Below are 25,109 nucleotides of genomic sequence, written 5' to 3'. Positions count from 1 at the left end.
CGCAGTGGGCTATGGTGTAACTGGCAGCACGACGGTTTCTGGTTCCGTTAGTTGAGGTTCGAATCCTTGTAGCCCAGCTTCTGAAGACGAAAGGGCCCGCCTCACGGCGGGCCCTTTCGCTTTCCCCAGAGGCGCGATCACCAGGTCGCGTCGCCCCGGATGACTGCGTCGGAGCCGCCGTCCACGAACACGACCTGGCCGCACAGGTGCGTGTTCTCCTCGCTCGTGAGCCACGCCAGGAGGCGCGCCACCACCACGGGCTCCGCGACGCCGTTGAGCGGCATGGGCACCAGCTGCAGCAGCTGCTCCTCGGCCTCCTTCGAGGCGATCATGTCCTGCGTCATCGGCGTGCGGATGATGCCGGGCGCGACCGCGTTGAGCGGGATCGAGGCGCCCGCCCAGTCCTTTGTCGCGGCGTGGGTGCGGATCCAGCGGGCGAACGCGATCTTGGTCGACGCGTAGATCTGCTGCCCGGTCGCCTCGTCCTCGGCCAGCACCGCTGCCCGCGCGAGCGCGGCATCCTCGTCGTGGGCGACCATCGCGTCCACGAGCGCGGCGTCGCCCTCCATGAGGCTCGCCATGGACGACACGCCGGCGGCGCGCGGGGCGGGGGAGCCCGCGAGCAGCGGGCGCAGGTTCTCGAGAGTCGCCACCATGCCGAAGTAGTTGACCGCCACCGTGGCCGGGATGGGGTGGGCGAGGCCGGCGACCGCGAGGACCGCGTCGATGCCGTCGGGCGCCTTCTCGCGGACCGCGTCGGCGAGGCCGGCGCGCCCGTGCGCGGTGGTGAGGTCGGCGGTGATGTCGGCGTCGCGGAGGTCGACGCCGATGACGGCGTGGCCTTGGCCCCGGAGCAGGTCGGCCGTGGCCTTGCCGATGCCTGACGCGGCACCGGTGATCACATATGTTCGCGCCATTGCGAACCTCCTTGATATCAGGGGGGACGTCTCTCACCGTAGCCGCGGACGATGCGCCGCGCGCGGGGTGTGCGTCGGCGGCACGAGGCGTAGCGTGGGTGGGTCCCGCCGGTGCGTGAGGAGGCCGTCATGGGAACGATCAACCGCGAGTGGCACGACGCGCACGTCATGCCCGCGCGCCCCACCGAGGAGCAGCGTGGCGCCTGGCATGCCGCCCATCAGGAGGCGTGCGGCTGCCGCGCGCCGAGCCCCAGGGAGCGGGAGCTGATCGACCGCTGGAGGGCCGCGCATCCGGCGCCGCCGTCGCACCCCTGGCCTCCCTCCACACACGAGAGCGCATGAATCGTGTCAACTCTGCAACTCCCGTCGCGAACCTCGACCAACGGGGCCCGAGTTGCAGATCGTGTGTGGAGGGAGGCCGGTGGCCGAGCGGTCAGGACACCGTGAGGGTCACTCTCTCGCCGTCCCAGCCGGCGGTGACCGCGTCTCCCTCCCGCACGCGCCCGTCCACGATCTCCTTGGCGAGCTCGTTGAGCAGCCGCGTCTGGATGAGCCGCTTGAGCGGCCGCGCCCCGAACGCCGGGTCGAAGCCGTCGTGCGCGAGCGAGGCGCGCAGCGCATCGTCCACCGTGAGGCGGATGTCCTTGGCCTCCGCGAGGCGGGCGGCCACCCGCGCGAGCTCCGTGCCCACGATCCCTTCCATGGCGGACGGGTCGATGCGGTCGAAGACCACCACGTCGTCGAGCCGGTTGAGGAACTCGGGCCGGAAGGCGCGGCGGAGCACCTGCTGGAGCGACGCCTCGAGCGCCTCGCGGTCCTCGCCGTCCCACGCGAGCACGAGGTCCGATCCCAGGTTTGACGTCATCACGATGATGGTGTTGGTGAAGTTGACGGTGCGGCCGCGGCCGTCGGTGAGGCGGCCGTCGTCGAGGACCTGCAGCAGGACGTTCCACACGTCCGGGTGGGCCTTCTCGACCTCGTCGAACAGGACGATGCTGTACGGGCGCCGGCGCACGGCCTCCGTGAGCTGGCCGCCCTGGTCGTAGCCCACGTATCCGGGCGGCGACCCGATGAGGCGCGACACCGCGTGCGACTCCATGTACTCCGACATGTCGATGCGGATCATGGCGCGCTCGTCGTCGAAGAGCTGCTCGGCGAGGGCGCGCGCGAGCTCGGTCTTGCCCACGCCGGTGGGGCCGAGGAACAGGAACGAGCCGATGGGTCGGTTCGCGTCGGAGATGCCGGCGCGGGCGCGACGGATCGCGTCCGCCACCGAGGAGATGGCGCGGTGCTGGCCGATCACGCGGTCGTGCAGGCGGTCCTCGAGGTGGGACAGCTTGCCCGACTCGTCGGTGAGCAGCTTCTCGACCGGCACGCCGGTCCACTTGGCGACCACCGCGGCGATGTCCTCGCCCGTGACCTCCTCGCGCAGCATGCGCTCCTCGGCGGGGATCGCGTCGAGCTCGGCGCGCGCCGCGGCGATCTCCTTCTCCGCGGCCGGCATCTCGCCGTAGCGGATCCGGCCCGCCCGCTCGAGCTCGCCGTAGCGCTCGGCGCGGTCGAGGTCGCCGCGCAGGCTCTCGAGCCGCTCGGTGGCGTGGGACACCCGGACGATGAGGTCCTTCTCGCGGGCCCAGCGCATGTTGAGCACGTCCGAGTCCGCGCGCAGGCGCGCGATGTCGGCGTCGATCTCGTCCCGCCGGGCGCGCGCCGCCTCGTGCTTGTCCTTGGCGACCTGGGTGCGCTCGATCTCGAGCTGCATGATGCGCCGGCGGGCGCGGTCGAGCTCGATCGGCATGGAGTCGAGCTGCATCTTCAGCGCGGACGTGGCCTCGTCGATGAGGTCGACGGCCTTGTCGGGAAGGAAGCGCTCGGTGATGTAGCGGTCCGACAGGCGCGCGGACTGCACGATCGCCTCGTCGGTGATCTTCACGCCGTGGTGGACCTCGTACTTCTCCTGCAGGCCGCGCAGGATCGCGACGGTGTCCTCGATCGACGGCTCGCCCACGTAGACGGGCTGGAAGCGGCGCTCGAGGGCGGAGTCGGTCTCGACGTGCTCGCGGTACTCGTTGAGGGTGGTCGCGCCGATCATGCGGAGCTTGCCGCGCGCGAGCATCGGCTTGAGGATGTTGCCGGCGTCCACGGAGCCCTCGGCGCGGCCGGCGCCCACGATGGTGTGCAGCTCGTCGACGAACAGGATGATGCGCCTCTCGGACTCCTCGACCTCCTTGAGGATCGCCTTGAGGCGCTCCTCGAACTGGCCGCGGAACGCCGCTCCCGCGACGAGCGAGCTCATCGCGATCTCGATGACCCGGCGGTCCTTGAGGGAGGAGGGCACGTCGCCCGCGACGATGCGCTGGGCCAGGCCCTCGACGATCGCGGTCTTGCCGACGCCGGGCTCGCCGATGAGGACGGCGTTGTTCTTGGTGCGGCGCGTGAGCACCTGCATGACGCGACGGATCTCCTCGTCGCGCCCGATGACGGGGTCGAGCGCGCCCTGCTCGGCGAGGGCGGTGAAGTCCTGGCCGAACTGCTCCAGCGCGCTCTGCTGCTCCTGGGCGTCAGGGGCGTAGGGCTGAGCGGTCATGGGAACCTCCTGCTGGTGGATGATGCGGCGGCATACTTGAGCCGCCTACGCTCAACTTTACATAATGCGTTTCGTGGTCGCAAGGGATGGCGGCGCCGGGGGAGCGGTGTGGTGTGGGTCACATCGCGGTCGCTTGGGCTCCCGGAGCCGCCCCCGCGCGCCCCGGCATCTCGATGTCATCCCTGGATGTGCGACCATGGTGGCGCCGCGAGACCTGCCGCCGGACCCCGATTTGGAATCCGCGCGGACCATGCTGTAAAGTCTTATCTCGCGCCAGCCGCCCGGTCAGGGTGGCGACAGCAGCTAGGGCCCCGTTGTGTAGCGGCCTAGCACGCCGCCCTCTCAAGGCGGTAGCGCGGGTTCGAATCCCGTCGGGGCTACCACTGGAACCCCTCGCCCAGCCGGGCGGGGGGTTCTTTGCTTCCTCCGGGGTGCGCCCGCGATGTCCGATGCGCGGCGAACGTCCCCGTCCGTGCTAGCGTCGCCAGCCGTGTCCGAACGTCGTGAGCGCGCACCGAAGACCGCGCCGAGCGCCCGATGAGGCTCGGCCCCGCCTTCGACTCCGTCCTCACCGCCGCGCGCGCCGGGGAGGAATGGGCCTGGACCGAGATCTACCGCGAGCTCGCCGGCCCGGTCCGCGGCTACCTCGCCGGGCGCGGCTCCCCGTCCCCCGAGGACGAGGCCGCCGACACCTTCCTGCATGTCGCGAAGGGGATCGGCGGGTTCACGGGCGACGAGTCGGACTTCCGCTCGTGGGTGTTCTCCATCGCCCACCGGCGCATGGTCGACGCGCACCGCCGCGCCGGCCGCCGCCCCGAGGCTCCCGCGGACGAGGACGCGCTTGCCGCGCTCGTGCGCGAGGCCGCCCCCAGCGCCGAGCGGGAGGCGCTGCTGCGCTCGCAGGCGGAGACCGTCGACGCCCTGCTCGCCGGGCTCAACGGGCGCCAGCGGGAGATCCTGCTGCTGCGCATCGTCGCGGGCCTGTCCGTCAAGGAGACCGCCGCCGTCGTGGGCGCGAGCGAGTCCTCCGTCAAGGTCACCCAGCACCGTGCGCTCGCGGCGCTGCGTCGCGCCGCCGATCGCGAGAATCTGGATCCGGTGTAACCGATCCGCGTCTCCGGGCGATGACAGGGACATGAGCATCCCCGAGCGCGACGATCGCGACGTCGAACGCCTGCTCGCCGGCAAGCGGCCCGAGGGCCTCGCCGACGTGGCGGACGCGGTCGAGCGCATCCGCGCGCTCGACTCGTCGCCGACGCAGGCCGAGGCCGCCCGCGTGGCCGCCGTGCTCGCGACGATCGCCACGGCGGCCGCGCAGGAGGCGCCGGCCGCATCCGCGCCGGTCCGCCGTTCGCCGGCCCGTGCCCGCGCCGCGATCGCGGGCGGCGTCGCGCTGCTCGCCGCCGCTCTCGTGGGCGGCACCGCGGCGGCGGACGATGCGGCGCCCGGCGACGCGCTGTACGGGCTCGACCGCGCCTTCGAGCGCGTGGGCCTCGGCGACGGCGGCGCGCAGGAGCGCATCGACGAGGCGCGCAGCGCCGAGGACTCGGGCGACACCGAGACCGCGATCGCGCTCGTGGACGAGGCCGTCGCGGACGTGCTCGGCGACGACGCGGCCGACGATGACTCCACCGTCGCGGACGCCGTGGACGGCGCCGACGCGACGCACGGCTCCGAGGTCTCGCGGCAGGTCCACGAGCGCCTTGCCGAGATCCTCGCCTGGATGTCCACCACCGACGCCACCGGCCGCGACTTCGGCCAGGGCGTCGCTGCGCGTCACCACGCCCTCCACGCGGCCGTGAAGCAGGACGCCGAGGCGTCTGCCGAGCCTCGCGGCGACGAGGCGTCCGCCGAACCGAGCCCGGCGTCGTCCGAGGCCGCCGAGGCCGCGCCCGAGGCGTCCCCGGAGCCGACGGACGTCGCCCCCGGCGCCGCCGAGGGCAAGGCCGACAAGCCCGGCAAGGCCGACAAGAAGGCTGCCAAGGCGACCGAGAAGGCCGCCGGCTCCGCCGCCGCGGCAGCGGAGCCGCCCGCGGATGAGGCGACCGAGCAGGCCGACCCTGCGAAGGGCAAGGCGAACGGCAAGGCCCCGGCCGGTGCCGAGACCGGCGTCTCGCCCGCGCGCTCCGCGCAGGCCGGCGGCAACAGCGCCGCCGCGCAGGCCGCCCGGACGGCGGGTGAGAAGAACCGCTGACCCCCCAGACTTCGACGGCGCCCGCACCCCTCAGCCGGGAGCCGTCGAACCGCTCGTCGACGCCGTGCCCCCCAGGGCGTCCGAGCACCACGCCGACGCCCCGCACACCCCCTAGGTGCGGGGCGTCGGTCCGTCACCGGGCGGCGAGCTCCGCCACGTCGTCCGGCGTCGCCAGCCGCGACCGCCAGCGCGTCACGAGCGCGGGCGGGGGAGTGCCGCACGCGGCGTCCTCGGCGGGTCGGCGCGGCCGCCGCCGCGCGATCGCGTCGTAGGCGCCGTCGCGGATCCGGCGGGGGAGCACGCGCACCGCCGCCGCCACCCGCCACGGCCAGCCCAGGCCGCGCGCGATCCGGGCCAGCGCATCGGTCCTCACCAGGCCGACGCCGCCGTCCCACACGACGATGCTCGAGGCCGCGATCGCCGTGCCGAGGCCGGCCGCCTCGGGGGCCTCGCGTCCCACCGGGCCCGCCGACCCGGCGAGCAGGAAGCGCCCGTCGTCGTCGTGGCGCACCAGCCACGCGACAAAGCCGTTGCACAGGGCGCAGTCGCCGTCGAAGACCACGATCGCGCGCATCGTCCCAGCGTCAGGGGTGCTCAGGCGAGGGCGGCCGCCGCCGCGCGAAGGCGCTCGCCCCACGCCCGCGCGGCCTCGCGCTCGCCCGCCGCGAGCAGCGCGCCCGGCGTGGAGGCCGAGGTGTGCATGTGGACGGTGAAGCCGTGCGGCTCGTCGAGAAGGGTGTAGCCGTCGGCGGCGAGCGTGGTGGCGATGGCCGTCGCTGCGCCGTGCCCGAGGGGACCCTTGACGCGCGTGTCGAAGGCGGCGCCCAGGCGCGCTCCGCGGGGCAGCGAGGCGAGCCACTCGCGCATCGCGACGTGCCCGAGGTCGGCCGCCATGCGCTCGTGGCCCTGCGGCTTCGCGCGCGCCGACTCGCGGCTCTTCGCGGTCGGCAGGCTCAGCGCGTGGACGGGTGCGCCGGCGACCACGAGCCGCGCGGCCGCGACCACGTCGGGCGTCGCCTCGGACGTGGGCATCGCGCGGGCGTCCTCGCCCAGGCCCGCGGCGATCTCGCGCGCGACGGCGGCGGTGTTCCCGTACAGCGACTCGTAGACCACGATGTCCATGCGCACAGTGTGGTCGCGCCTGGCGGCCGTCGCCAGGGACGGGGGTCCCGGGGGACGATGCGCGGCGCGCGCCTCGGCGCCGAGGCTCAGGCGATGACGGTGCGCTGGAGCACCTCGGTGAGCTGGCGCGCGGCGTCCGTCACCGCGGCCGCGTGGACGGTGCCGGGGGCGAAGGACAGGCGCTCGACGGGGCCCGAGATGGACACGGCGGCGATGACCGTGCCCGCGGCGCCCCACACGGGCGCCGAGACCGAGGCGACGCCGGCCTCGCGCTCGCTCGCGCTCTCGGCGAAGCCCTGCTGGCGGACGCGGTCGAGGTCGTCGGCGCTGAAGCGCGCGTCGGAGAGCCCGCGGTGCATGCGCTCGGGCTCGGCCCACGCGAGGAGCACCTTCGCGGCGGAGCCGGCCTTCATGGTCATCGTGGTGCCGACGGGGATCGAGTCGCGCAGGCCCACCGGGCGGTCCGCGGCGGCGATGCAGATGCGCTCGTCGCCGTGCGGGCGGTAGAGCTGCGAGGACTCGCCGGTGCGGTCGCGCAGGACCGTGAGCACGGGCTGCGCGGCGGACACGAGGCGGTCCTCGTTGACGGACGCCGCGAGCTGCGCGAAGCGACGACCCAGGACGAATGCCCCCGACACGTCGCGGCCCACCAGGTGGTGGTGCTCCAGCGCGAGGGCCAGGCGGTGCACCGTCGGCCTCGCGAGGTGGGTCGAGGCCACCAGCTCCGCGAGCGTCGCCGGCCCCTGCTCCAGGGCCCCCAGGATCGCCGCCGCCTTGTCAATGACTCCGACACCGCTATGATTGTCCACGGAGCGATACTAACGTCTCAAATCATGAGATGTCGACCTGCGAAGGAGATCGCGATGGGAACCACCCTCGCCGAGAAGCTGTGGACCAGCCACCTGGTCCGGAAGGGTGAGGACGGCGCGCCCGACCTCATCTACATCGACCTGCACATGTGCCACGAGGTGACGTCGCCTCAGGCCTTCGAGGGTCTTCGACTGGCCGGCCGTCAGGTCCGCCGCCCCGATCTCACGATCGCGACCGAGGACCACAACACTCCCACGCTCGACATCGACCTGCCGATCGCGGACGAGACCTCGCGCATCCAGATCGACACGCTGCGGTCCAACGCCGCCGAGTTCGGGATCCGCATCCACTCGCTCGGCGACGCCGACCAGGGCGTCGTCCACGTCGTGGGCCCGCAGCTCGGCCTCACCATGCCGGGCATGACCGTGGTCTGCGGCGACTCGCACACCTCGACCCACGGCGCCTTCGGCTCGCTGGCCTTCGGCATCGGCACCTCGGAGGTCGAGCACGTGCTCGCCACCCAGACGCTGCCGCTCAAGCCGTTCAAGACCATGGCGATCAACGTGAACGGCGAGCTGCCCGAGGGCACCACCGCCAAGGACATCATCCTCGCGATCATCGCGAAGATCGGCACCGGCGGCGGCCAGGGCTACGTGCTCGAGTACCGCGGCGACGCGATCCGCGCCCTCTCCATGGAGGCGCGCATGACCGTGTGCAACATGTCGATCGAGGCCGGCGCCCGTGCCGGCATCATCGCGCCGGACCAGACCACCTTCGACTACGTCGAGGGCCGTCCCCACGCCCCCGAGGGCGAGGACTGGGACGCCGCGGTCGAGTACTGGAAGACGCTCGTCACCGACGAGGACGCGGTCTTCGACACCGAGGTGAACCTCGACGCCGCCGACCTCGAGCCGTTCGTCACGTGGGGCACCAACCCCGGCCAGGGCCTGCCGCTGTCGGCCAATGTCCCCAACCCCGAGGACATCGCCGACGAGGTGGACCGCGAGGCCGCCGCGAACGCGCTCGAGTACATGGGCCTCACCCCGGGCACGCCGCTGCGCGACATCGCGATCGACACGGTCTTCCTCGGCTCGTGCACCAACGGCCGCATCGAGGACCTGCGCGCCGCCGCCGACGTCATCAAGGGCCGCACCAAGGCCGCGAGCGTGCGCTTCCTCGTGGTCCCCGGCTCGGCGCGCGTGCGCCTCCAGGCCGAGGCCGAGGGCCTCGACCAGGTCTTCAAGGACTTCGGTGCGGAGTGGCGCAACGCCGGCTGCTCGATGTGCCTCGGCATGAACCCCGACCAGCTGCGTCCGCAGGAGCGCTCGGCGTCCACGTCGAACCGCAACTTCGAGGGCCGCCAGGGCAAGGGCGGCCGCACCCACCTGGTGTCGCCGCTCGTCGCCGCCGCGACCGCCGTCCGCGGCACGCTGTCCAGCCCGGCCGACCTCGTCGACGCCCCCGCGGCGCTGGTGTAAGGAGAGAGCAATGGAGAAGTTCACCACCCACACCGGCGTCGGCGTCCCGCTGCGCCGCTCCAACGTCGACACCGACCAGATCATCCCGGCCGTCTACCTCAAGCGGGTCACCAAGACCGGCTTCGACGACGCGCTGTTCGCGGCCTGGCGCGGCGACTCGGAGTTCATCCTCAACCAGCACGCGTACACCCACGGCTCCGTGCTCGTCGCGGGCCCGGACTTCGGCACCGGCTCGTCGCGCGAGCACGCCGTGTGGGCGCTCAAGGACTACGGGTTCCGCGTGGTCATCGCCTCGCGCTTCGCCGATATCTTCCGCGGCAACTCCGGCAAGCAGGGCCTCCTCGCGGCGGTCGTGTCGCAGGAGAACATCGAGCTGCTGTGGAAGCTGCTCGAGTCGGAGCCGGGCAAGGAGATCACCGTCTCCCTCGGGGACCGCACCGTCACGTGCGGCGAGCTGACCGTGCCGTTCGAGATCGACGACTACGTCCGCTGGCGCCTCATGGAGGGCCTGGACGACATCGGCCTCACCCTCCAGCACGAGGAGGACATCACCGCGTTCGAGGGCACCCGCGCGGCGTGGCGCCCCCAGACGCTGCCGGCCAAGCACCTGCCGAGCGTCGAGATCGAGGCCGCGCGCCCCGTCGCGTAACCACCGCATCGTCCGCGAGGGCCGCATCCCATCCGGGGTGCGGCCCTCGCGGCGTTCCTGCGTGGGATGCTCGCGTCATGGATCCCGCCCTCGTCGCCCGCGCCGCGGCGCTCGCCTCGGACGGCCGCGCGATCGTCGGCATCGCGGGGATCCCGGGGGCGGGCAAGTCCACGCTCGCCCGCGACCTGGTCGCGGCCCTCGAGAACGCGGGGACGCGCGCCGCCTACCTGCCTATGGACGGCTTCCACCTGAGCGCCGCCGCCTTGGCGCGGCGCGGCCTCGCGGAGCGCAAGGGCGCTCCCGAGACCTTCGACGTCGACGCCTTCGTCGCGATGCTCGGCCGGATCCGAGCGGGGGAAGGGGTGCGGGCGCCCGACTACGACCGCGGCCTCCACGACGTGGTGCCGGACCGCCTCGCCATCCCGACGCACGCGACGGTGATCGTCACAGAGGGCAACTACCTGGGACTTCGTTCCGAAGGGTGGGGGGCCGTGAGGCCCGCGCTCGACGAGCTGTGGTTCCTCGACGTGCCGTGGGACGTCGCGCGGGAGCGGCTGGTCGCGCGCCGGATCGCCACCGGGCGCGCGCCGGAGCCGGCCGCGGCGTGGGTCGACACGGTCGACGCGGCCAACGCGCGGCTCGTCGCGGCGACGCGGGTGACCGCGGACCTGGTCATCCCCGGCTGAGGCGCCAAGGCCCTAGGCACCCGGACGCAACCGGCGCATAGATGGCGGGTGGGGGAGCATCGCTCCTGGTCGGTCGGGTCGACTGGCCGCTCATACGCCGGTTGGTGACGGGGCGGGCGGGGCGGGGCGGGGCGAGTCAGCCGAGCCACGCCCGCGTCCCGAAGGACCCGAGCGACTCGGCGACCACCGCCGCGGCGAACGCGATGTCCTGCGGAAGGCGCGCATCGTCCCTTCCCAGGGACGCGAGGCGCCAGGTGAAGGCGCCGTGGAAGAAGTCGCCCGCGCCGAGCGTGTCGACCACGGGGGAGACGGGCGGGATCGCGACCTCACCGGACGATGCGCCCGCGCGCCACAGCGCGGGAGCGGCGCCTCGCGTCATGACGGCGGCGGTGACGCCGAGCCCGGCGAGGTACGCGAGGACCGCGGCGGGGGAGCCGCCGGTGCCCGGCGGCGCGAAGTCGTCCGACACGACGGCGATGTCGCACGCCGCGACGACCGTGTCGGTGTGCGGCTTGTGGGACCCCGCGTCGAGGATGACCGGGATCCCGGCGTCGCGCGCCCGCGCCGCGAGCGGCAGCGCGACCTCGGGGAAGTAGCCGTCGATCAGGACCGCGCCCACCCCCTCGAGCGGCGCCTCGACCGTGGGCGCGAGCGCACCCCCGGTCGCGACGCCGGACGGCGACACCACCGCGCGGTCGCCGGTGGAGCGGGTGACCATGATCGACGCGGTGACCGGCGGGCCGTCGTAGGAGGCCGCCTCGAGCACGCCCACCCCGCACCGGGACAGGTCCGCGCGCACGAGGTCGGCGAGCTCGTGGCGGGGCAGGGCGGTCACCACGGTCGGGGCGCCCCCGCAGCGCGCGAACGCGACGGCCGCGTTGGTCGCGGGACCGCCCGCGCACACCGCGAAGTCGAGCGCCGCGACCTTCTCGTTGGGCGCGGGCAGGCGGTCGATCAGCTGGACGATGTCGAGCGTCGCGAGCCCGGCGAACAGTGCGGCGGCGGTCACGCCGTCAGCGTAGCGACACGGCCGGATGCGGGCGGGAGCGCGCCGATAGGGGAAGATGGACGCCATGACCGACTCCATCCGCGTCACCGGCGGGCGCCCCCTCACGGGCGAGATCTCCGTCCGCGGTGCGAAGAACTTCGTCTCCAAGGCCATGGTCGCCGCGCTGCTGGGCTCGACCCCGTCGACCCTGCGCAACGTCCCCGACATCCGCGACGTCGCCGTCGTGTCCTCGCTGCTGCGCCTCCACGGCGTGGGCGTGGACTACGACGTCGAGTCCGGCGTGCTCGCGATGGACACCTCGGAGCTGCAGCACGCGGACGCGGCCCAGATCGCCGCGCACGCGGGCTCGAGCCGCATCCCGATCCTGCTGTGCGGCCCGCTGCTGCACCGCCTCGGCGAGGCGGTCATCCCCGACCTCGGCGGGTGCCGCATCGGCGACCGGCCCATCGACTTCCACCTCGAGATCCTCAAGAAGTTCGGCGCCGAGGTTCAGCAGATGGAGGACGGCCTCTACCTCACCGCCCCGCGCGGCCTCAAGGGCATCAAGCACAAGCTCGAGTACCCGTCCGTGGGCGCGACCGAGCAGCTGCTCCTCACGGCCGTCCTCGCCGAGGGCATCACGCACCTCGAGGGCGCCGCGGTCGAGCCCGAGATCAAGGACCTCATCGACACGCTCCAGAAGATGGGCGCCATCATCTCCGTGTCGACGGACCGCTCCATCACGATCGAGGGTGTCGAGCGCCTGCGCGGCTACGACCACGTGGCGCTCACCGACCGCATCGAGGTCGGCTCGTGGGCCGCGGCCGCGCTCGCGACCAAGGGCGACATCTTCGTGCACGGCGCGCAGCAGCGCACCATGGGCATGTTCCTCAACGTCTTCCGCAAGGTTGGCGGCGAGTTCGAGGTGGTCCGCGACGGCATCCGCTTCTACCACCCGGGCGGCGACCTCAGGTCGATCGCGCTCCAGACCGACGTGCACCCCGGCTTCATGACCGACTGGCAGCAGCCGCTCGTGGTGGCGCTCACGCAGGCCAAGGGCCTGAGCATCGTCCACGAGACCGTCTACGAGAACCGCTTCGGGTTCACCGACGCCCTCAACCAGATGGGCGCGCACGTCCAGCTGTTCCACGAGTGCCTCGGCGACGTGGCGTGCCGCTTCGGCGCGCGCAACTTCCAGCACTCCGCGGTCATCTCGGGCCCGACGCCGCTCGCGGCCGCCGACATCGAGGTCCCGGACCTGCGCGGCGGCTTCTCGCACCTCATCGCGGCGCTCGCCGCAGAGGGCACCTCGACGGTGCGCGGCATCGGGATCATCGACCGGGGCTACGAGAACTTCCGCGCGAAGCTCTCCGCGCTCGGCGCCGAGGTCGAGTAGGCCGTGCCCACCCCCGCATCCCGCTTCTACCGCAACGCCGCGAGGCCGCTCCAGGCGCTCATGACGTCGGTGACCAGGAAGGACTGGCACGGCGCCGAGCACCTGCCCATGGACAGGGGCTTCATCGCCGTGTCCAACCACGTGACGTACGCGGACCCGCTCACGCTCGCGCACTTCCTGTACAACAACGGCCGCCCGCCGCGCATCCTCGCGAAGGAGAGCCTGTTCCGGGCGCCGTTCATCGGGTGGCTGCTGCGCGGCTTCGACCAGATCCCGGTCCACCGCGGCACGTCCCGCGCGGCCGAGGCCGTCGACGCGGCCGTCGAGGTGCTCGAGCGCGGCGACATGATCGCGATGTTCCCCGAGGGCACCCTCACGCGCGACCCCGAGCTGTGGCCCATGATCGGCCGCACCGGCGTGGCGCGCATGGCCCTGTCGACCGGCGTGCCGGTCATCCCGGTCGCCCAGTGGGGCGCGCACCGCCTGCTCCCGCGCTACGGCAAGATGATCCACCCCTTCCCGCGCAAGCGGATCACGGTGGTCGCCGGTCCCGAGATCGACCTCGACGACCTGCGCACGGGCGAGCTCGACACCGCGACGCTGCGCGCCGCCACCGACCGCATCATGGCTACGCTGACGGGCATGGTCGCCGAGATCCGTGGGGAGACGCCGCCGGCGGAGCCCTACGACATCCGCAAGAAGGGCGACGGCGGGAGGCCCCTCCGATGACCCGCGCGGCCGTCCTCGGGGCGGGGGCGTGGGGCACCACGTTCGCCGCCGTCCTCGCCGACGCCGGCACCGACGTCACGCTGTGGGGCCGGGACGATGCGGTGGTCCGGTCCGTGCGCGACGAGCGTCGCCACGAGCGGTCCATCCCCGGCGTCGAGCTGCCCGCCATCCACGCGACCACCGACATCGAGGAGGCGCTCGCGGGAGCCGACATCGTCGCCGTCGCCGTCCCCGCCCAGCGCGCCCGCGAGATCATCGCGCCGATGCGCCACCTCGTTCCCGACGGCGCCGTCGCCGTGTCGCTCATGAAGGGCATCGAGCTGGGCACGCACGCCCGCATGTCCGAGGTGCTCGCGCAGGCGTGGGGCCTCGGCCCCGAGCGCGTCGCCGCGGTCTCCGGCCCGAACCTCGCGCGCGAGATCGCGCAGCGCCAGCCCACCGCGACCGTCGTCGCGTCGGCCGACGCGGAGGCCGCCGAGCTGGTCGCGGCGTCCACCGCATCGTCCTACTTCCGGCCCTACACCAACGACGACCTGGTGGGTGTGGAGCTGTGCGGCGCCTACAAGAACGTCATCGCGGTCGGCGTCGGCATCGCCGACGGCCTCGGCTTCGGCCACAACACCACCGCGACGGTCATCACGCGCGGCCTCGCGGAGATGTCGCGCCTGGGCCTCGCGCTCGGCGCGCGCATCGAGACGTTCTCCGGCCTCGCCGGCATGGGTGACCTCATCGCGACCTGCGCCTCGCCGCTGTCCCGCAACCACACGCTGGGCGCGCAGATCGGCCGCGGCGCCTCGCTCGACGAGGCGATCGCCCGCACGCAGGGCACCGCCGAGGGCGTGAAGACCGCGAACGCGCTGCAGGAGCTCGCGTCCGCCGCGGACGTGGACGTGCCCATCTGCGATGGCGTCGTCACGATGCTGTCGAAGCAGGTGCCGCTCGAGTCCGTGGTCGAGGCGCTGCTGTCGCGCCCCAGGAAGGCGGAGGTCGACTGATGTCGAAGCCCACCGTGGCCGTCGTGTTCGGCGGCCGTTCGTCGGAGCACGGCGTGTCGTGCGTGACCGCGGGCGGCGTGCTCGGCGCGATCGACCGGGAGCGCTGGGACGTGGTCGCCGTCGGCATCACGCGTGAGGGGCGCTGGACCCCCGCGTCGACCGACCCGGCCGACTGGCGCATCGTCGACGGCGCCATGCCCACGGTCGCCGCGTCCGACGAGGTCGTCGTTCCTCCGTTCGAGGCCGGATCGCGCCTGTGGCGCGTCGCCGGCCCCGACGGGCTGCGCGAGCTCGGCGAGATCGACGTCGTGTTCCCCCTGCTCCACGGCCCGTGGGGCGAGGACGGCACCATCCAGGGCGCGCTCGAGCTCGCCGACGTCCGCTACGTCGGGTCGGGCGTGCTCGCGTCCGCGATGGGCATGGACAAGCAGTACATGAAGACGGCGTTCCGCGAGGCGGGGCTGCCCGTCGCGCGCGACGTGGTGGTGTCGCCGCACCGCGGGATCGAGGACCAGCGCCTCGAGATCGAGGCGCTCGGGCTGCCCGTGTTCGTCAAGCCGGCCCGCGCCGGGTCCTCGATGGGCATCTCCAAGGTGTCGTCGTGGTCCGCGCTCGAGGCGGCGGTCGCCGACGCGCAGAAGCATGACCCGAAGGTGCTGATCGAGGCGGCCGTCGTGGGCCGCGAGGTCGAGACGGCGGTCCTCGCGACCGCGGGCGGCCTGCTGACCTCGCCCGCGGGCGAGATCATCACCGGCGGCGACCACGAGTTCTACGACTTCGAGGCGAAGTACCTCGACGAGGCGGCCGTCACGCTGCTGTGCCCGACCACCCTCGAGGGCGCGGTCGCCGCGACCGTCGCGGACTACGCCAAGCGCGCGTTCCGCGCGGTCGGCGCCGAGTCGCTCGCGCGCGTCGACGTGTTCGTCAAGCCCGACGGCGGCGTGGTGGTCAACGAGATCAACACCATGCCGGGCTTCACGCCCACGTCGATGTACCCGCGCATGGCCGCGGCCGCGGGCATCACGTACCCCGAGCTCATCGAGACGCTGCTCGCGGTCGCGCTCGACAGGCCGGTCGGGCTGCGCTGACGCACGGGGCGCGGGGCACCCCGTGCCGTTACCGTGCTCCACACGGATTCTGCATCCGTGAGCGCTCGTCTCGAGCGTTGCCGCGGGAGTTGCAGCGGAGAGCGCTCTCAGCAGGTCCCTTGTGTGGACAGGGGTAACGGGGCCGGCCCCGGGCGCGGCGTCAGCGGCAGGCGAGGCCGTTGGACGGCGCCTTGGCCGCAGCCAGCGTGACCTCGGCCAGCACGTCGCCGACCGCGTCTTGCGCGCGCACCTTGGGGACCGTGAGCTCGACGGCGGGGGAGCGGCCGAACGTGACGGTGCGCCAGTTCTCGCCCTCGTCGTAGACGAGCCAGTCGACGGTGGTGCCGCCGCTGTCGACCGACAGGCACTCCTGGGTGGTGGGGCCCGGCGGCTCGACGCCGCAGCGCATCACCAGCGGGTACTCGTCTCCCCACGAGGCGGTGGCCTGCGAGGTGGTCTCGCGGTAGTCCAGCCCGCCCAGCACGTCCGGCATGGCGAGCATGACGCGCGCGCAGTCGGGGTCGGCGGCGTATGGCGCGGCCTCCACGACGAGCGGCGTCGCGCATCCCGCGAGCGGCAGGGCCACGAGGGCGAGCGCGATCAGCGGGAGCGTGCGGGGCATGCGCCCAGCCTAGGTGAGCGGGAGGGCCCCGCCGGACGCCGCATCGTCCCCCGCGCCGGCCCCGTCGAGGACCGCACGATCGCGGCCGGCGCGCTTCGCGCGGTACATCGCGGCGTCCGCGCGGCGCAGCGCCTGGGCGAGGTCGTCGGACTCGGCGACCACAGCGATCCCGTAGCTCACGGTCGCCTCGGGCACGCCGATCCGGGCGACCAGGCCCGCGTAGGCGCCGCGCAGACGCTCGACGCTCGTGCGGGCATCCGCCGGGTCGTCGGTGGCCATGAGGATGACGAACTCCTCGCCACCCATCCGGCCGACCACGTCGTCCCGCCGCAGCACCTGCCGGCACGCGTCCGCGAAGGCCGCGAGGGCGCGGTCGCCGGTCTCGTGGCCGTGGGTGTCGTTGATGGCCTTGAAGTGGTCGAGGTCCGCGAACACGACCGCGTGACGCGTCCGGGTGCGTGCCAGCCGCGCGACGGCGCGCGACTCGAACTCGGCGCGGTTGAGCAGGCCCGTGAGCGGGTCGAGCGTCGCCTGCAGGCGCAGCTGGTGGGTGCGCTCGACCTCCGCGAGCTCGGTCATGGTGAAGGTCACCACGACGAGCGCGACGATGAGCGCGAGCGTCGCGGGCACCGTGCCGACGAGCGTGACGAACAGGCGCGCGTCCGGGCCGACCGTCACGAACAGCACGAGACGCAGCCAGTAGATCGCGGCGAGCGCGCCGCTGGTCGCCGTGAGGAGGCGGATCGCGCGGTCGCCCGGCAGGGGCGCGTCGAGCGCCGCCCGGTCGGCCAGCACCCGCCGCGCCTCCGCCGTCGTCATGGTGAACATGACGGCCATGCCGCCCAGGTTGGCGGCGCCGCCGGTCCAGATGTCGTGCGCGGGATCGTCGGCGACACCGAGGACCCACGCGATGACCGGCCCGACGGCGAGCATCCACCACGGGGCGGGCCGTCCGCGCAGCGACCGCGCCGCCGCCCACGTGAAGGACACGCCGAGGACCGCGATGCCGTTCGCGGTCGGGTTCGCGACCACCTGCAGGGGCGTGCCGTTGCACAGGTACAGCGCGGTGCTGGACGCCGACGCGACGAGCGACAGGCTCCACCACGCGGAGTAGCGCGACCGCGTCCGGCGGTAGACCCCCGCGTACGAGAGCACCAGCAGCGTGGTCGCCACGGAGGCGAGCGCGACGCGCAGGGTCAAGGGGTCCACGCGGTGAGGATACTGACGCGACGGCGCCGCGTGACAGCCGGGTGTGGGCAGGGTCACACCGGTCACCGGGTACCGTCGACGCGTGAACCTCGCCGGCCTCCCGCATCGTCGCGCGTTCTCGCTCGCGTGGCCGGCGATCGTCGGCAACGTGACGGTGCCGCTCGTCGGGCTCGTCGACACCGCGATGCTCGGCCACTACTCGGACGCCACGCACATCGGCGCGGTCGCGCTCGGCTCGACCGTCCTGAGCGCGGTCATGTGGCTCACGGGCTTCCTGCGCACCGGCACCACGTCGCTCGTGGGGCGCGCACGCGGCGCGGGCAGGGACGATGCGGCGGTGGCCCACGCGCAGCGCGCCACCCTGCTCGCGCTCGCCCTGGGCCTGGGCGCGGTGGTGCTCCAGTGGGTCGCGATCCCCGCGATCATGGCGATCCTCGCGCCGGCGGGCGAGGTGCGGGACCTCGCGATCCAGTACGCGTGGATCCGCTTCGCGTCGGTGCCGGCCGCGCTGCTCACGCTCGTGGTGTCGGGGTGGTTCGTCGGGTCGGGGGACACGCGCCGGCCGCTCGCGATCGTCGCGACCGTCAACGTGGTCAACCTGGGCCTCGACGTCGCGTTCGTGGGCGGCCTGGGGTGGGGCTCGTCGGGCGCCGCGGCGGCGACCGCGATCGCGGAGTGGCTGGGCCTCGCCCTGGCGCTGGCCCTGTGGTGGCGCGCGGCGTCGCCGCGCATCCGTGCCGCCGCGCGCCGCTGGCGCGGCCGCGGGCTGCGGACCGGCTGGCGACGACTGGCCGCGATGAACGGCGACCTGTTCGTGCGCACCGCGATCCTCTACGCGGTCCTCACGTTCGTGACGGCCTACGGAGCCCGCCTCGGGCCCGACATCCTCGCCGCGAACGCGATCCTCATGCAGCTGATGTTCCTGTCGAGCTACGGCCAGGACGGCTACGCCCATGCCGCGGAGGCGATGGTCTCGCGCGAGATCGGCCGGCGCGACGTTCCCGAGTTCCACCGCGCCGTGGTCGCGGCGGCGCTGCCCGCCGTCGCGATCGGCGCGCTCTTCACGCTGCTCTACCTCGTCGCGTCCGGGCCGTTCATCGCGGTGCTGACCTCGATCCCGTCGGTCACGCAGACCGCCGACCAGTACATCGGGTGGGTCGTGTGGCTGCCGCTCGCCTCGTCGCTCGCGTACCTGTTCGACGGGGTGTTCCTGGGCTCGGGGCGCACGCGCGCGATGGTGACGACCATGGCCGCCTCGGCGCTGCTCGTGTTCGTGCCCGTGCTGCTGGGCGGCTTCGCCTGGATCGCGGATCCCCGCAACGCGGACCTGTGGCGCGCCTTCCTGCTGTTCAACGTGGCGCGCGGCGTGTTCCTGGGGATCGCGTACGCGCGGGTGACCCGCCGTGGCGCGTGGCTCGAGGCGGCGCACGCCTGACCGCTCACGGCCGGGGCCGGCCCCCTGCGGGACCGGCCCTCGGCCTGGCGGTGCGACCTACGCCGGCAGCGGCGTGGTGCCGAACGCGAGCTTGACCTTCTCGCGGTTCGCGTCGGCCCACGCCGCGCCCTTGGGTGCCACGGCCGCGACGGCCGCGATCACGACGATGATCGCGCCCTGGAGCGCCGGCGTCGCGGGGCCCACGACGATCCCCGTGAGGATCATGGCCTGCACGACGGCGAGGCCGACGAGGGCGAGCGACGCGACGATCGCGAGCTCGTTGCGCCACAGCGCGGCGACGACCGCGACCGCCAGCGCGACGGCCGGCACCAGGATCGAGCCGACGAACCAGTGGACGGTGAGCCCATGGACCCCGGCGAACGGCGGGGCGTCGCCCCACATGAGATCGTCGGTGAGCGTGCCGCCCGCATCGGTCCAGGTGATGGCGCCACCCATGAACCAGGCGAGCGCGGCCGTCTGGATCGCGGCGAGCGCGACGAGCAGCAGAGTGAGTGCGCGGTAGATGATGCGCATGGTGGTGTCCCCCCGCGGGACCAGGCACGAGTGCGGGATCCGGTGCCCGCGGGAGACTCGGGTGCCTGCACCCGCGCCACCCAGGATCCGTTCCGGCACGGGCACGGTCAATGTCCGTTCTGCCCCTATTTGTGGTGAGCGGCCACCCCCATTTCTGGGGGTCTCGATGCTCGGCGGGTCAGGCGTCGGCCGCGAGCGGCGCCTCCGTCGACCGTTGCTCCGGCGAGCCGGGTGGCGCCTGAGGAGTGACGCGCGCGCCGGTGTAGAGCGCCACGGTCACGAGCGCGATCGCGTTGACGCCGTGGAGCAGCCCCGCGATCGACGCGCCCCAGCCGGCGAGCCCCAGGAAGATCTGGAGCCCCACGAGCAGGAACGTGAGCCATGCCCAGCGGATCGCGCGTCGGTCGCGCGTGAGGAACCCGACGACCACCAGGGCGATCGCGACCAGCGGGATCACCATGGTGCCGTTGACCCAGTGGAGGCTGAGCCCCGACTCCTCGCTGAACGGCGCGTTGTCGCTCTCGATCACCGTCTTGTCGAGCACGCCGCCGTTGTCGACCCAGACCATCAGGCCCGAGATGAAGAACACCATCGCCGCGGCCTGAACGGCCACGAGGATGGCGATGCTGTAGGCGAGCCACCTGTATGCGGTGCGCATGGCCTCCCCCTTCGCGGGCGACACCGGGGACCCGACAGCCAGGCCGTTCACACGCGGTCTGCGGGCGTCGTCGCTCCGCGGTTCCCGGCCTACGCCCGGCGCCCGTCCGCGGTCAATACCCCACTTGTGGTCAACTGTCGGCAGAGACCAAGGGTGCGCCCCGGCTCCGGGGCGCACCCTTGATGGTCGCTCAGCGCGCGTGGCGCCGGTACTTGGAGACGGTCAGGGGCGCGAAGATCGCGACGGCGACCACCGCGCCGAGCAGCGCGAGCCATCCGTCGGCGCCGAAGGTGCCGGCGTTGCACAGGTCGCGCGCGGCGGTGATGACGTGCGAGACCGGGTTGACGCTCACGAAGCCCTGAAGCCAGCCCGGCATGGTGTCCACCGGCACGAACGCGTTCGACAGGAAGGTCAGCGGGAACAGGATGAGGAAGCTGATGCCCTGCACTCCCCGCGCCGACTTCGCCGTCACGCCCACGAGCGCGAAGATCCACGACAGCGCCCACGCGACCGCGATGATGAGCAGCGCCGCGCCGGCGACGCCGACCAGGCCACCCTCGGGGCGCCAGCCCATCGCGAAGCCCATGGCGAACGTGATGGTGGTGGCGATGAGGTAGCGGACCACGTCGCCCAGCAGCGCGCCCGCGAGCGGGGCGATGCGCGCGATCGGCAGCGACGCGAAGCGGTCGAAGACGCCCTTGTCCATGTCCTCGCGCAGCGTGGTCCCGGCCGCGGAGGCACCCGTGAGCACCGTCTGCGCGAGGATGCCGGGGATGAAGGCAGGCAGGTAGCTCGCGACGTCGCCGGCGATCGCGCCGCCGAAGATGTAGGTGAACATCACCGTGAAGATGATCGGCTGCACCGTGACGTCGATCAGCTGCTCCGGTGTGCGGCGCATCTTCACGAGCGAGCGGCGTGCCATGACGAGCGAGTCGCGCACGGTCTGGCGGAAGGGGACGCGGCGGGGCAGCGCCCGCGAGTAGCCCGGGGTGATGGCGGTGGCGGTCATGCGGCATGCTCCTCGGAGTCGGCGGTCTCGGGCGCGGCGGTGCCGCGGCCGGTCAGGGTGAGGAAGACCTCGTCGAGGCTGGGCTTGGAGACCGCCATCTCGGCGACGCGGATACCCGCGTCGCGGAGCCGCACGAGCGCGTCGGTGACGAGGTCGGCGTCCGTGAGCGGTGCCGTGAGCCGGCGCGCCTCGGGCGTGAGGGCGACGTCCGCCCGGACCATTTCGGCGACGATGCGCCGGGCGGCTTCGGTGTCCGCCGCATCGTCCAGCGTGAGGTGGAGCGACGACGCGCCCACCTGGGCCTTGAGCTCGTCCGAGGTGCCCTCCGCGACCACGCGGCCGGTGTCGATGACGGCGATGCGGTCCGCGAGCTGGTCCGCCTCGTCGAGGTACTGCGTGGTGAGCAGCACGGTCGAGCCGTCGCGGACGAGCTCGCGGATGGTGTCCCACATCTGCCCGCGCGTGCGCGGGTCGAGGCCCGTCGTGGGCTCGTCGAGGAAGATCAGCGGCGGCCGGGCGATGAGGCTCGCCGCGAGGTCGAGCCGACGTCGCATGCCGCCGGAGAAGTTCTGCAGGGGCTTGGTGGCGGAGTCCGACAGGCCGAACTGCGCGAGCAGCTCGTCGGACTTGGTCCGGATCGCCTTGCCGCGCAGGCCGTGCAGGCGGCAGAAGATGTCGAGGTTCTCGCGCGCGGTGAGCGTCTCGTCGACGGACGCGTACTGGCCGGTGACGCCGATGAGCTGGCGCACGCGGTGCGCATCGGTCGCGACGTCGTGGCCGAAGACGGTCGCAGAGCCGCCGTCGAGGGGCAGCAGGGTCGCGAGCATGCGGATGGTCGTGGTCTTGCCCGCACCGTTGGGGCCGAGCACCCCGTAGACGGTGCCGGTGGGCACCTGGAGGTCGAGACCGTCGACGGCGCGCTGGGCGCCGAAGGTCTTGACCAGGCCGTGGGCCTCGATGGCCCAGCGGGGTTCGGTCATGGGTTCCCTCCCGGGATCGGGGCGCCGCGGGGCGCGGCGCCGACGCCCTCGACTGTAAACGAACATGTTCGTTAAGAACAAGTTCGGAACGAACATGTTCGCAACATGCCCATGTTCCGCGTACCCTGGGGCGCATGACGGACGAGTCCCGCGAGATCGCCAAGCAGGAGATGAAGCGCCTGCGTGAGGAGATGCGCGCCGACGTGTCGCGCATGCGCGACGAGATGCGCCAGGAATGGTTCGAGGCGGCCGCCGAGCGGGGCCTCGGGCCGCGCGGCCCGCGCGGCGGCGCCCGCGGCGGCCACCAGGGCAGATCCGCGCAGCCGGGGCGCGCGCGCCGCGGGGGTCGCCAGGCGCTCAGCCGCGAGGCGATCGTCGAGTCGGCGGCGAAGATCATGGACAAGGACGGCCTCGCGGCCGTGACGATGCGCAAGGTCGCGTGGGACCTCGACACGGGGCCCGCGTCGCTGTACGTGCACGTGCGCAACGTCGCGGAGCTGCATGGGCTGCTGCTCGACCGGCAGCTGGGCGAGCTCGACCTCGAGGCCGGCGAGGGCGGCTGGCAGGACCGTGTGATCGCGGTGATCGAGGGCTTCGTCGGCTTGCTGTTCGCGCACCCCGACCTCGCGCGCTCGGCGCTCACCGCGCGGCCCCAGGGGCCGCACACCCTTGCGCTCGTCGAACGGCTCCTCGCGCTTCTCGCCGAGGGAGGCGTCCCCGTCGGGCAGCGCGCGTGGGGCGTGGACATCCTGCTCCTGTGGGCCACCGCGACGGCCGCCGAGCATGCCGATCAGGAGGCCGAGTCCGCGCCGGACTCCGCGACCTCGCAGGCGCTCATCGCGGCGATGACGGGGACCGGCTACCCGCAGATCCGGGAGGTGGGGCTCGACCTCATCGCCGGCTCTGTCGAGGAGCGCTCGGCGTGGGCGCTGCGGGTGCTCCTCAACGGCATCGCCGCGACGGGTCGCGCCTAGCGCGGACGCTTGGGCGGCAGCGTCGCCACGTAGGCGAGCGCGCGCTCCGCGGGCCCGTCGAGCCCGTCCGCGGCGAGGGGGAGCGCGACGTACTCGCGCATCGTCCTGCCGCCCGGCGCGAACGCCTCCGCGTCGGGGCGCGCCCGCGCGGCCTCGAGGTCCGCGGCCGCGAGCTTGAACGTCACCCGGTCGCCGAAGAGGCACATGAAGAGGTTGCCGTGGACGAAGGCCCCGAGCTGGCCGAACATGGGCCGCAGCTCCACGCCGGGGGCGTCGGGCACGAGTGCGCGGAACGCGTCCCGGTGGGCGTCGGTGGGACGGGGCATCTCCATGGGACCAGGCTCGCGCATCGTCCGGCGTCGCGCGAGGCCGGGGCGCGCATCGTCCCGCCCTACGCTTGTCCCCATGGCGACGATCGGTGAGATGGGGGAGGACGCGCTCATCGCGGCGTTCGCCCCGCGGCTGCCCGTGTCCGACTCCGAGATCCTCGGGCCCGGCGACGATGCGGCGGTGCTCGCGGTCGACGGCGACCTCGTGGTCTCGTCCGACATCCTGGTTCAGGACCGGCACTTCCGCATGGAGTGGTCGACTCCCGAGGACGTCGGCTGGCGCGCGGCCATGCAGAACCTGGCCGACATCGACGCGATGGGCGCCGTCCCTACTGCGCTGCAGGTCACGCTCGCCGCGCCCGCGAGCCTCGACGCCGACTGGGTGATGCGCTTCGCCGACGGCCTGCGCGAGGCGTGCGAGCCGCACGGCGTCGGTGTCGTGGGCGGCGACCTGTCCGGCGCGCGCGAGGTGTCGGTGTGCGTGACCGTCATGGGCGAGACGCACGGCACGGAGCCGATCACCAGGGCCGATGCGCTGCCCGGGCAGGTGGTCGCGGTGTCGGCGCCGCTCGGGGCGGCCGCCGCGGGCTACATCCAGCTCACCGAGGGACGGCGGATCGACGAGGAGACGATCGGGCTGTTCCTGCGCCCGCGTCCCCGCATCGGCGCGGGCCTCGAGGCGGCGCTGCACGGCGCGACCGCCCTCATGGACATCTCCGACGGGCTGCTGCGCGACGCGGGACGCATCGCGCGACGCTCCGAGGTCGGCATCGACATCCGCGCCGACGACGTCCCCGTGCACGAGGGTGCGCGCTTCGCGGCCATCGAGCTGCAGGTCGACCCGCGCAACTGGGCGCTCACCGGCGGCGAGGACCACCACATGCTCGCGGTGTTCCCGCGTGCGGAGGCCGTGCCGGCGGGCTGGACGATCGTGGGGGAGACCACCGACGCGTTCACCGGCGTGCGCCTCGACGGCGAGATCCCGGACACGCTCGGCTGGGACCACTTCGGGGGCTGAGCGGGCCTACCGCGCCCTGCGCGCCGCGAGGTAGAGCGGCAGCGCGAACACCCACACGACGGCGCAGGCCGCGGCCCGCACCTCGGGCCTGTCGATCTCGAGGCCGCCGATGCGCGCGGAGACGGGGCGGCGCTCCGCCTCGGCCGCGCGCGCGTCGCCGAGCACCCACACGGCGCTGGCGGCGGCGACGGCCACGGCGAGGACCACGACGGCGGCCGCGGCGAGGAAGGGGGCCACGCCTCCAGGCTAGGCCCGCGCATCGTCCCCCCGACGGCGTCGGGGCATGCGAAAACGGACGCCCACCAGGTGGACGTCCGTTCTCAGGGTGAGGCGGCTGTCAGCCGCGCCGGAGCGCGCGTGAGCGCGCAACCATCAGATGGCGCGCTGGACCTTGCCGGCCTTGAGGCACGAGGTGCACACGTTGAGACGCTTGGGGGTGCCCGCGACCACGGCACGGACGCGCTGGATGTTCGGGTTCCAGCGGCGCTTCGTGCGGCGGTGCGAGTGCGAGATGCTGTGGCCGAAGGACGGGCCCTTGGCGCAGACGTCGCAGTTAGCTGCCACGATAGTTCTCCTAGTTTCCGGCGCGGACCGACGGCTCGATCCACAAAGATTGGGGGCCCGGGTGCTCGGGCAACCGCACTAGGGTAACCGAGATATCCCTCATGCGGCAAACCCGGGACACGCGAGGCGCCGTCGGGC

At 73.3% G+C, this 25,109-nt stretch carries 27 protein-coding genes and 2 tRNA genes; 14 read left to right on the top strand and 15 right to left on the bottom strand.

The genetic code is table 11. From position 1 onward, the window contains the following. The first annotated feature begins 5 nt into the window (after positions 1–5). Positions 6–77, top strand: a tRNA-Gln gene (locus AOM04_RS08855). 60 nt (positions 78–137) lie between these two features. Here the strand turns inward: AOM04_RS08855 and AOM04_RS08850 are convergent. Then, positions 138–917: an SDR family oxidoreductase gene (locus tag AOM04_RS08850; protein WP_062464388.1), complete on the bottom strand. Its 780-nt coding sequence runs from the start codon at positions 915–917 to the stop codon at positions 138–140. 433 nt (positions 918–1,350) lie between these two features. Then, positions 1,351–3,504 (bottom strand): ATP-dependent Clp protease ATP-binding subunit, encoded by a 2,154-nt coding sequence (locus tag AOM04_RS08840; protein ID WP_062464386.1) that lies wholly within the window; start codon positions 3,502–3,504, stop codon positions 1,351–1,353. Between the two features lie 307 nt (positions 3,505–3,811). Between AOM04_RS08840 and AOM04_RS08835 the strand changes: the two genes are divergently transcribed. The 3 genes from AOM04_RS08835 to AOM04_RS08825 all read left to right on the top strand — a co-directional run bounded on the left by AOM04_RS08835 (position 3,812) and on the right by AOM04_RS08825 (position 5,698). Beyond that, positions 3,812–3,887: transfer RNA gene (locus AOM04_RS08835), tRNA-Glu, on the top strand. A gap of 154 nt (positions 3,888–4,041) precedes the next feature. Beyond that, complete coding sequence (locus AOM04_RS08830; RefSeq protein ID WP_062464385.1) at positions 4,042–4,608, top strand: RNA polymerase sigma factor; 567 nt, start codon at positions 4,042–4,044, stop codon at positions 4,606–4,608. 31 nt (positions 4,609–4,639) lie between these two features. Then, positions 4,640–5,698, top strand: coding sequence for a hypothetical protein (locus tag AOM04_RS08825; protein ID WP_062464384.1), 1,059 nt, complete (start codon positions 4,640–4,642; stop codon positions 5,696–5,698). 133 nt (positions 5,699–5,831) lie between these two features. Here the strand turns inward: AOM04_RS08825 and AOM04_RS08820 are convergent, their stop codons facing one another. From AOM04_RS08820 to AOM04_RS08810, 3 genes are all read right to left on the bottom strand, one after another. Further along, positions 5,832–6,272, bottom strand: coding sequence for a thiol-disulfide oxidoreductase DCC family protein (locus AOM04_RS08820; protein ID WP_062464383.1), 441 nt, complete (start codon positions 6,270–6,272; stop codon positions 5,832–5,834). 20 nt (positions 6,273–6,292) lie between these two features. Next, positions 6,293–6,820: a flavodoxin family protein gene (locus AOM04_RS08815; protein WP_062464382.1), complete on the bottom strand. Its 528-nt coding sequence runs from the start codon at positions 6,818–6,820 to the stop codon at positions 6,293–6,295. Positions 6,821–6,906: 86 nt separating this feature from the next. Continuing rightward, on the bottom strand, positions 6,907–7,629 hold the full coding sequence (locus tag AOM04_RS08810; protein ID WP_062464381.1) for an IclR family transcriptional regulator: 723 nt from the start codon (positions 7,627–7,629) through the stop codon (positions 6,907–6,909). A 54-nt stretch (positions 7,630–7,683) separates the two neighbouring features. Between AOM04_RS08810 and leuC the strand changes: the two genes are divergently transcribed. From leuC to AOM04_RS08795, 3 genes are all read left to right on the top strand, one after another. Further along, positions 7,684–9,108, top strand: a complete 1,425-nt coding sequence (gene leuC, locus AOM04_RS08805; RefSeq protein ID WP_062464380.1) for a 3-isopropylmalate dehydratase large subunit — start codon at positions 7,684–7,686, stop codon at positions 9,106–9,108. Positions 9,109–9,118: 10 nt separating this feature from the next. After that, entirely contained in the window at positions 9,119–9,757 is a 639-nt protein-coding gene (leuD, locus tag AOM04_RS08800) for a 3-isopropylmalate dehydratase small subunit (RefSeq protein ID WP_062464379.1), read from the top strand. Positions 9,758–9,834: 77 nt separating this feature from the next. Then, entirely contained in the window at positions 9,835–10,443 is a 609-nt protein-coding gene (locus AOM04_RS08795; protein ID WP_062464378.1) for a nucleoside/nucleotide kinase family protein, read from the top strand. A 136-nt stretch (positions 10,444–10,579) separates the two neighbouring features. Here the strand turns inward: AOM04_RS08795 and AOM04_RS08790 are convergent, their stop codons facing one another. Next, on the bottom strand, positions 10,580–11,452 hold the full coding sequence (locus tag AOM04_RS08790; RefSeq protein ID WP_062464377.1) for a PfkB family carbohydrate kinase: 873 nt from the start codon (positions 11,450–11,452) through the stop codon (positions 10,580–10,582). 64 nt (positions 11,453–11,516) lie between these two features. Between AOM04_RS08790 and murA the strand changes: the two genes are divergently transcribed. Genes murA through AOM04_RS08770 form a run of 4 tightly spaced genes read left to right on the top strand, consistent with a single transcriptional unit; the run spans position 11,517 to position 15,639 of the window. Then, a complete protein-coding gene (gene murA, locus AOM04_RS08785) occupies positions 11,517–12,827 on the top strand; it encodes a UDP-N-acetylglucosamine 1-carboxyvinyltransferase (protein WP_062464471.1) in 1,311 nt (436 codons plus the stop codon). A gap of 3 nt (positions 12,828–12,830) precedes the next feature. Beyond that, positions 12,831–13,556 carry a lysophospholipid acyltransferase family protein gene (locus AOM04_RS08780; RefSeq protein ID WP_156160670.1) on the top strand — a complete coding sequence of 242 codons (726 nt, stop codon included), beginning with the start codon at positions 12,831–12,833 and terminating at the stop codon, positions 13,554–13,556. Further along, on the top strand, positions 13,553–14,551 hold the full coding sequence (locus AOM04_RS08775; RefSeq protein ID WP_062464376.1) for an NAD(P)H-dependent glycerol-3-phosphate dehydrogenase: 999 nt from the start codon (positions 13,553–13,555) through the stop codon (positions 14,549–14,551). The genes AOM04_RS08780 and AOM04_RS08775 overlap by 4 nt, the downstream gene beginning before the upstream one ends. Next, entirely contained in the window at positions 14,551–15,639 is a 1,089-nt protein-coding gene (locus AOM04_RS08770; protein ID WP_062464375.1) for a D-alanine--D-alanine ligase family protein, read from the top strand. Before AOM04_RS08775 ends, AOM04_RS08770 begins: the two co-directional genes overlap by 1 nt. 160 nt (positions 15,640–15,799) lie before the next feature. Here AOM04_RS08770 and AOM04_RS08765 read toward each other — a convergent pair whose 3' ends face one another. Together AOM04_RS08765 and AOM04_RS08760 are read right to left on the bottom strand one after the other, a co-directional pair. After that, the gene (locus AOM04_RS08765) at positions 15,800–16,261 is read right to left on the bottom strand and encodes a DUF3515 family protein (protein ID WP_062464374.1); all 462 of its coding nucleotides are present in this window, start codon (positions 16,259–16,261) and stop codon (positions 15,800–15,802) included. 9 nt (positions 16,262–16,270) lie between these two features. After that, positions 16,271–17,470, bottom strand: a complete 1,200-nt coding sequence (locus AOM04_RS08760) for a GGDEF domain-containing protein (RefSeq protein WP_062464373.1) — start codon at positions 17,468–17,470, stop codon at positions 16,271–16,273. A gap of 82 nt (positions 17,471–17,552) precedes the next feature. On the opposite strand from AOM04_RS08760, the gene AOM04_RS08755 reads away from it, so the two are divergent. After that, positions 17,553–18,905 carry an MATE family efflux transporter gene (locus tag AOM04_RS08755; RefSeq protein WP_062464372.1) on the top strand — a complete coding sequence of 451 codons (1,353 nt, stop codon included), beginning with the start codon at positions 17,553–17,555 and terminating at the stop codon, positions 18,903–18,905. A gap of 57 nt (positions 18,906–18,962) precedes the next feature. On the opposite strand, the gene AOM04_RS08750 is transcribed toward AOM04_RS08755, so the two are convergent. The 4 genes from AOM04_RS08750 to AOM04_RS08735 all read right to left on the bottom strand — a co-directional run bounded on the left by AOM04_RS08750 (position 18,963) and on the right by AOM04_RS08735 (position 22,086). Then, on the bottom strand, positions 18,963–19,439 hold the full coding sequence (locus tag AOM04_RS08750) for a hypothetical protein (protein ID WP_062464371.1): 477 nt from the start codon (positions 19,437–19,439) through the stop codon (positions 18,963–18,965). A 178-nt stretch (positions 19,440–19,617) separates the two neighbouring features. Next, on the bottom strand, positions 19,618–20,097 hold the full coding sequence (locus tag AOM04_RS08745) for a COX15/CtaA family protein (protein WP_062464370.1): 480 nt from the start codon (positions 20,095–20,097) through the stop codon (positions 19,618–19,620). Positions 20,098–20,287: 190 nt separating this feature from the next. Then, positions 20,288–21,106: an ABC transporter permease gene (locus tag AOM04_RS08740; RefSeq protein ID WP_062464369.1), complete on the bottom strand. Its 819-nt coding sequence runs from the start codon at positions 21,104–21,106 to the stop codon at positions 20,288–20,290. Next, entirely contained in the window at positions 21,103–22,086 is a 984-nt protein-coding gene (locus AOM04_RS08735) for an ATP-binding cassette domain-containing protein (RefSeq protein WP_062464368.1), read from the bottom strand. Before AOM04_RS08735 ends, AOM04_RS08740 begins: the two co-directional genes overlap by 4 nt. Positions 22,087–22,220: 134 nt before the next feature. On the opposite strand from AOM04_RS08735, the gene AOM04_RS08730 reads away from it, so the two are divergent. Further along, positions 22,221–23,060, top strand: a complete 840-nt coding sequence (locus tag AOM04_RS08730) for a TetR/AcrR family transcriptional regulator (protein WP_228373674.1) — start codon at positions 22,221–22,223, stop codon at positions 23,058–23,060. Here AOM04_RS08730 and AOM04_RS08725 read toward each other — a convergent pair. Further along, complete coding sequence (locus AOM04_RS08725) at positions 23,057–23,392, bottom strand: TfoX/Sxy family protein (RefSeq protein WP_062464367.1); 336 nt, start codon at positions 23,390–23,392, stop codon at positions 23,057–23,059. The genes AOM04_RS08730 and AOM04_RS08725 overlap by 4 nt on opposite strands. A gap of 73 nt (positions 23,393–23,465) precedes the next feature. On the opposite strand from AOM04_RS08725, the gene AOM04_RS08720 reads away from it, so the two are divergent. After that, on the top strand, positions 23,466–24,407 hold the full coding sequence (locus tag AOM04_RS08720) for a thiamine-phosphate kinase (protein WP_062464366.1): 942 nt from the start codon (positions 23,466–23,468) through the stop codon (positions 24,405–24,407). 6 nt (positions 24,408–24,413) lie between these two features. On the opposite strand, the gene AOM04_RS08715 is transcribed toward AOM04_RS08720, so the two are convergent. Then, complete coding sequence (locus tag AOM04_RS08715) at positions 24,414–24,644, bottom strand: hypothetical protein (RefSeq protein ID WP_062464365.1); 231 nt, start codon at positions 24,642–24,644, stop codon at positions 24,414–24,416. 135 nt (positions 24,645–24,779) lie between these two features. Further along, positions 24,780–24,971 (bottom strand): 50S ribosomal protein L28, encoded by a 192-nt coding sequence (gene rpmB, locus AOM04_RS08710; protein WP_062464364.1) that lies wholly within the window; start codon positions 24,969–24,971, stop codon positions 24,780–24,782. Positions 24,972–25,109: the final 138 nt, after the last annotated feature.

Source organism: Demequina soli (genome assembly GCF_000971195.1).
Lineage (GTDB): Bacteria > Actinomycetota > Actinomycetes > Actinomycetales > Demequinaceae > Demequina > Demequina soli.
This window is presented reverse-complemented; position numbering and strand designations above follow the sequence as displayed.

What these genes read in the sequence shown, in the direction of transcription:
- leuC (WP_062464380.1), top strand. Translation starts at nt 7,684, where the DNA reads ATGGGAACCACCCTCGCCGAGAAGCTGTGGACCAGCCACCTGGTCCGG.
- AOM04_RS08720 (WP_062464366.1), top strand. Translation starts at nt 23,466, where the DNA reads ATGGCGACGATCGGTGAGATGGGGGAGGACGCGCTCATCGCGGCGTTC.
- AOM04_RS08745 (WP_062464370.1), bottom strand. Translation starts at nt 20,097, where the DNA reads ATGCGCACCGCATACAGGTGGCTCGCCTACAGCATCGCCATCCTCGTG.
- AOM04_RS08830 (WP_062464385.1), top strand. Translation starts at nt 4,042, where the DNA reads ATGAGGCTCGGCCCCGCCTTCGACTCCGTCCTCACCGCCGCGCGCGCC.
- AOM04_RS08775 (WP_062464376.1), top strand. Translation starts at nt 13,553, where the DNA reads ATGACCCGCGCGGCCGTCCTCGGGGCGGGGGCGTGGGGCACCACGTTC.
- AOM04_RS08730 (WP_228373674.1), top strand. Translation starts at nt 22,221, where the DNA reads ATGACGGACGAGTCCCGCGAGATCGCCAAGCAGGAGATGAAGCGCCTG.
- AOM04_RS08750 (WP_062464371.1), bottom strand. Translation starts at nt 19,439, where the DNA reads ATGCGCATCATCTACCGCGCACTCACTCTGCTGCTCGTCGCGCTCGCC.
- AOM04_RS08815 (WP_062464382.1), bottom strand. Translation starts at nt 6,820, where the DNA reads ATGGACATCGTGGTCTACGAGTCGCTGTACGGGAACACCGCCGCCGTC.
- AOM04_RS08820 (WP_062464383.1), bottom strand. Translation starts at nt 6,272, where the DNA reads ATGCGCGCGATCGTGGTCTTCGACGGCGACTGCGCCCTGTGCAACGGC.
- AOM04_RS08740 (WP_062464369.1), bottom strand. Translation starts at nt 21,106, where the DNA reads ATGACCGCCACCGCCATCACCCCGGGCTACTCGCGGGCGCTGCCCCGC.
- murA (WP_062464471.1), top strand. Translation starts at nt 11,517, where the DNA reads ATGACCGACTCCATCCGCGTCACCGGCGGGCGCCCCCTCACGGGCGAG.
- AOM04_RS08735 (WP_062464368.1), bottom strand. Translation starts at nt 22,086, where the DNA reads ATGACCGAACCCCGCTGGGCCATCGAGGCCCACGGCCTGGTCAAGACC.
- AOM04_RS08765 (WP_062464374.1), bottom strand. Translation starts at nt 16,261, where the DNA reads ATGCCCCGCACGCTCCCGCTGATCGCGCTCGCCCTCGTGGCCCTGCCG.
- AOM04_RS08825 (WP_062464384.1), top strand. Translation starts at nt 4,640, where the DNA reads ATGAGCATCCCCGAGCGCGACGATCGCGACGTCGAACGCCTGCTCGCC.
- leuD (WP_062464379.1), top strand. Translation starts at nt 9,119, where the DNA reads ATGGAGAAGTTCACCACCCACACCGGCGTCGGCGTCCCGCTGCGCCGC.
- AOM04_RS08770 (WP_062464375.1), top strand. Translation starts at nt 14,551, where the DNA reads ATGTCGAAGCCCACCGTGGCCGTCGTGTTCGGCGGCCGTTCGTCGGAG.
- AOM04_RS08725 (WP_062464367.1), bottom strand. Translation starts at nt 23,392, where the DNA reads ATGGAGATGCCCCGTCCCACCGACGCCCACCGGGACGCGTTCCGCGCA.
- AOM04_RS08795 (WP_062464378.1), top strand. Translation starts at nt 9,835, where the DNA reads ATGGATCCCGCCCTCGTCGCCCGCGCCGCGGCGCTCGCCTCGGACGGC.
- AOM04_RS08850 (WP_062464388.1), bottom strand. Translation starts at nt 917, where the DNA reads ATGGCGCGAACATATGTGATCACCGGTGCCGCGTCAGGCATCGGCAAG.
- AOM04_RS08840 (WP_062464386.1), bottom strand. Translation starts at nt 3,504, where the DNA reads ATGACCGCTCAGCCCTACGCCCCTGACGCCCAGGAGCAGCAGAGCGCG.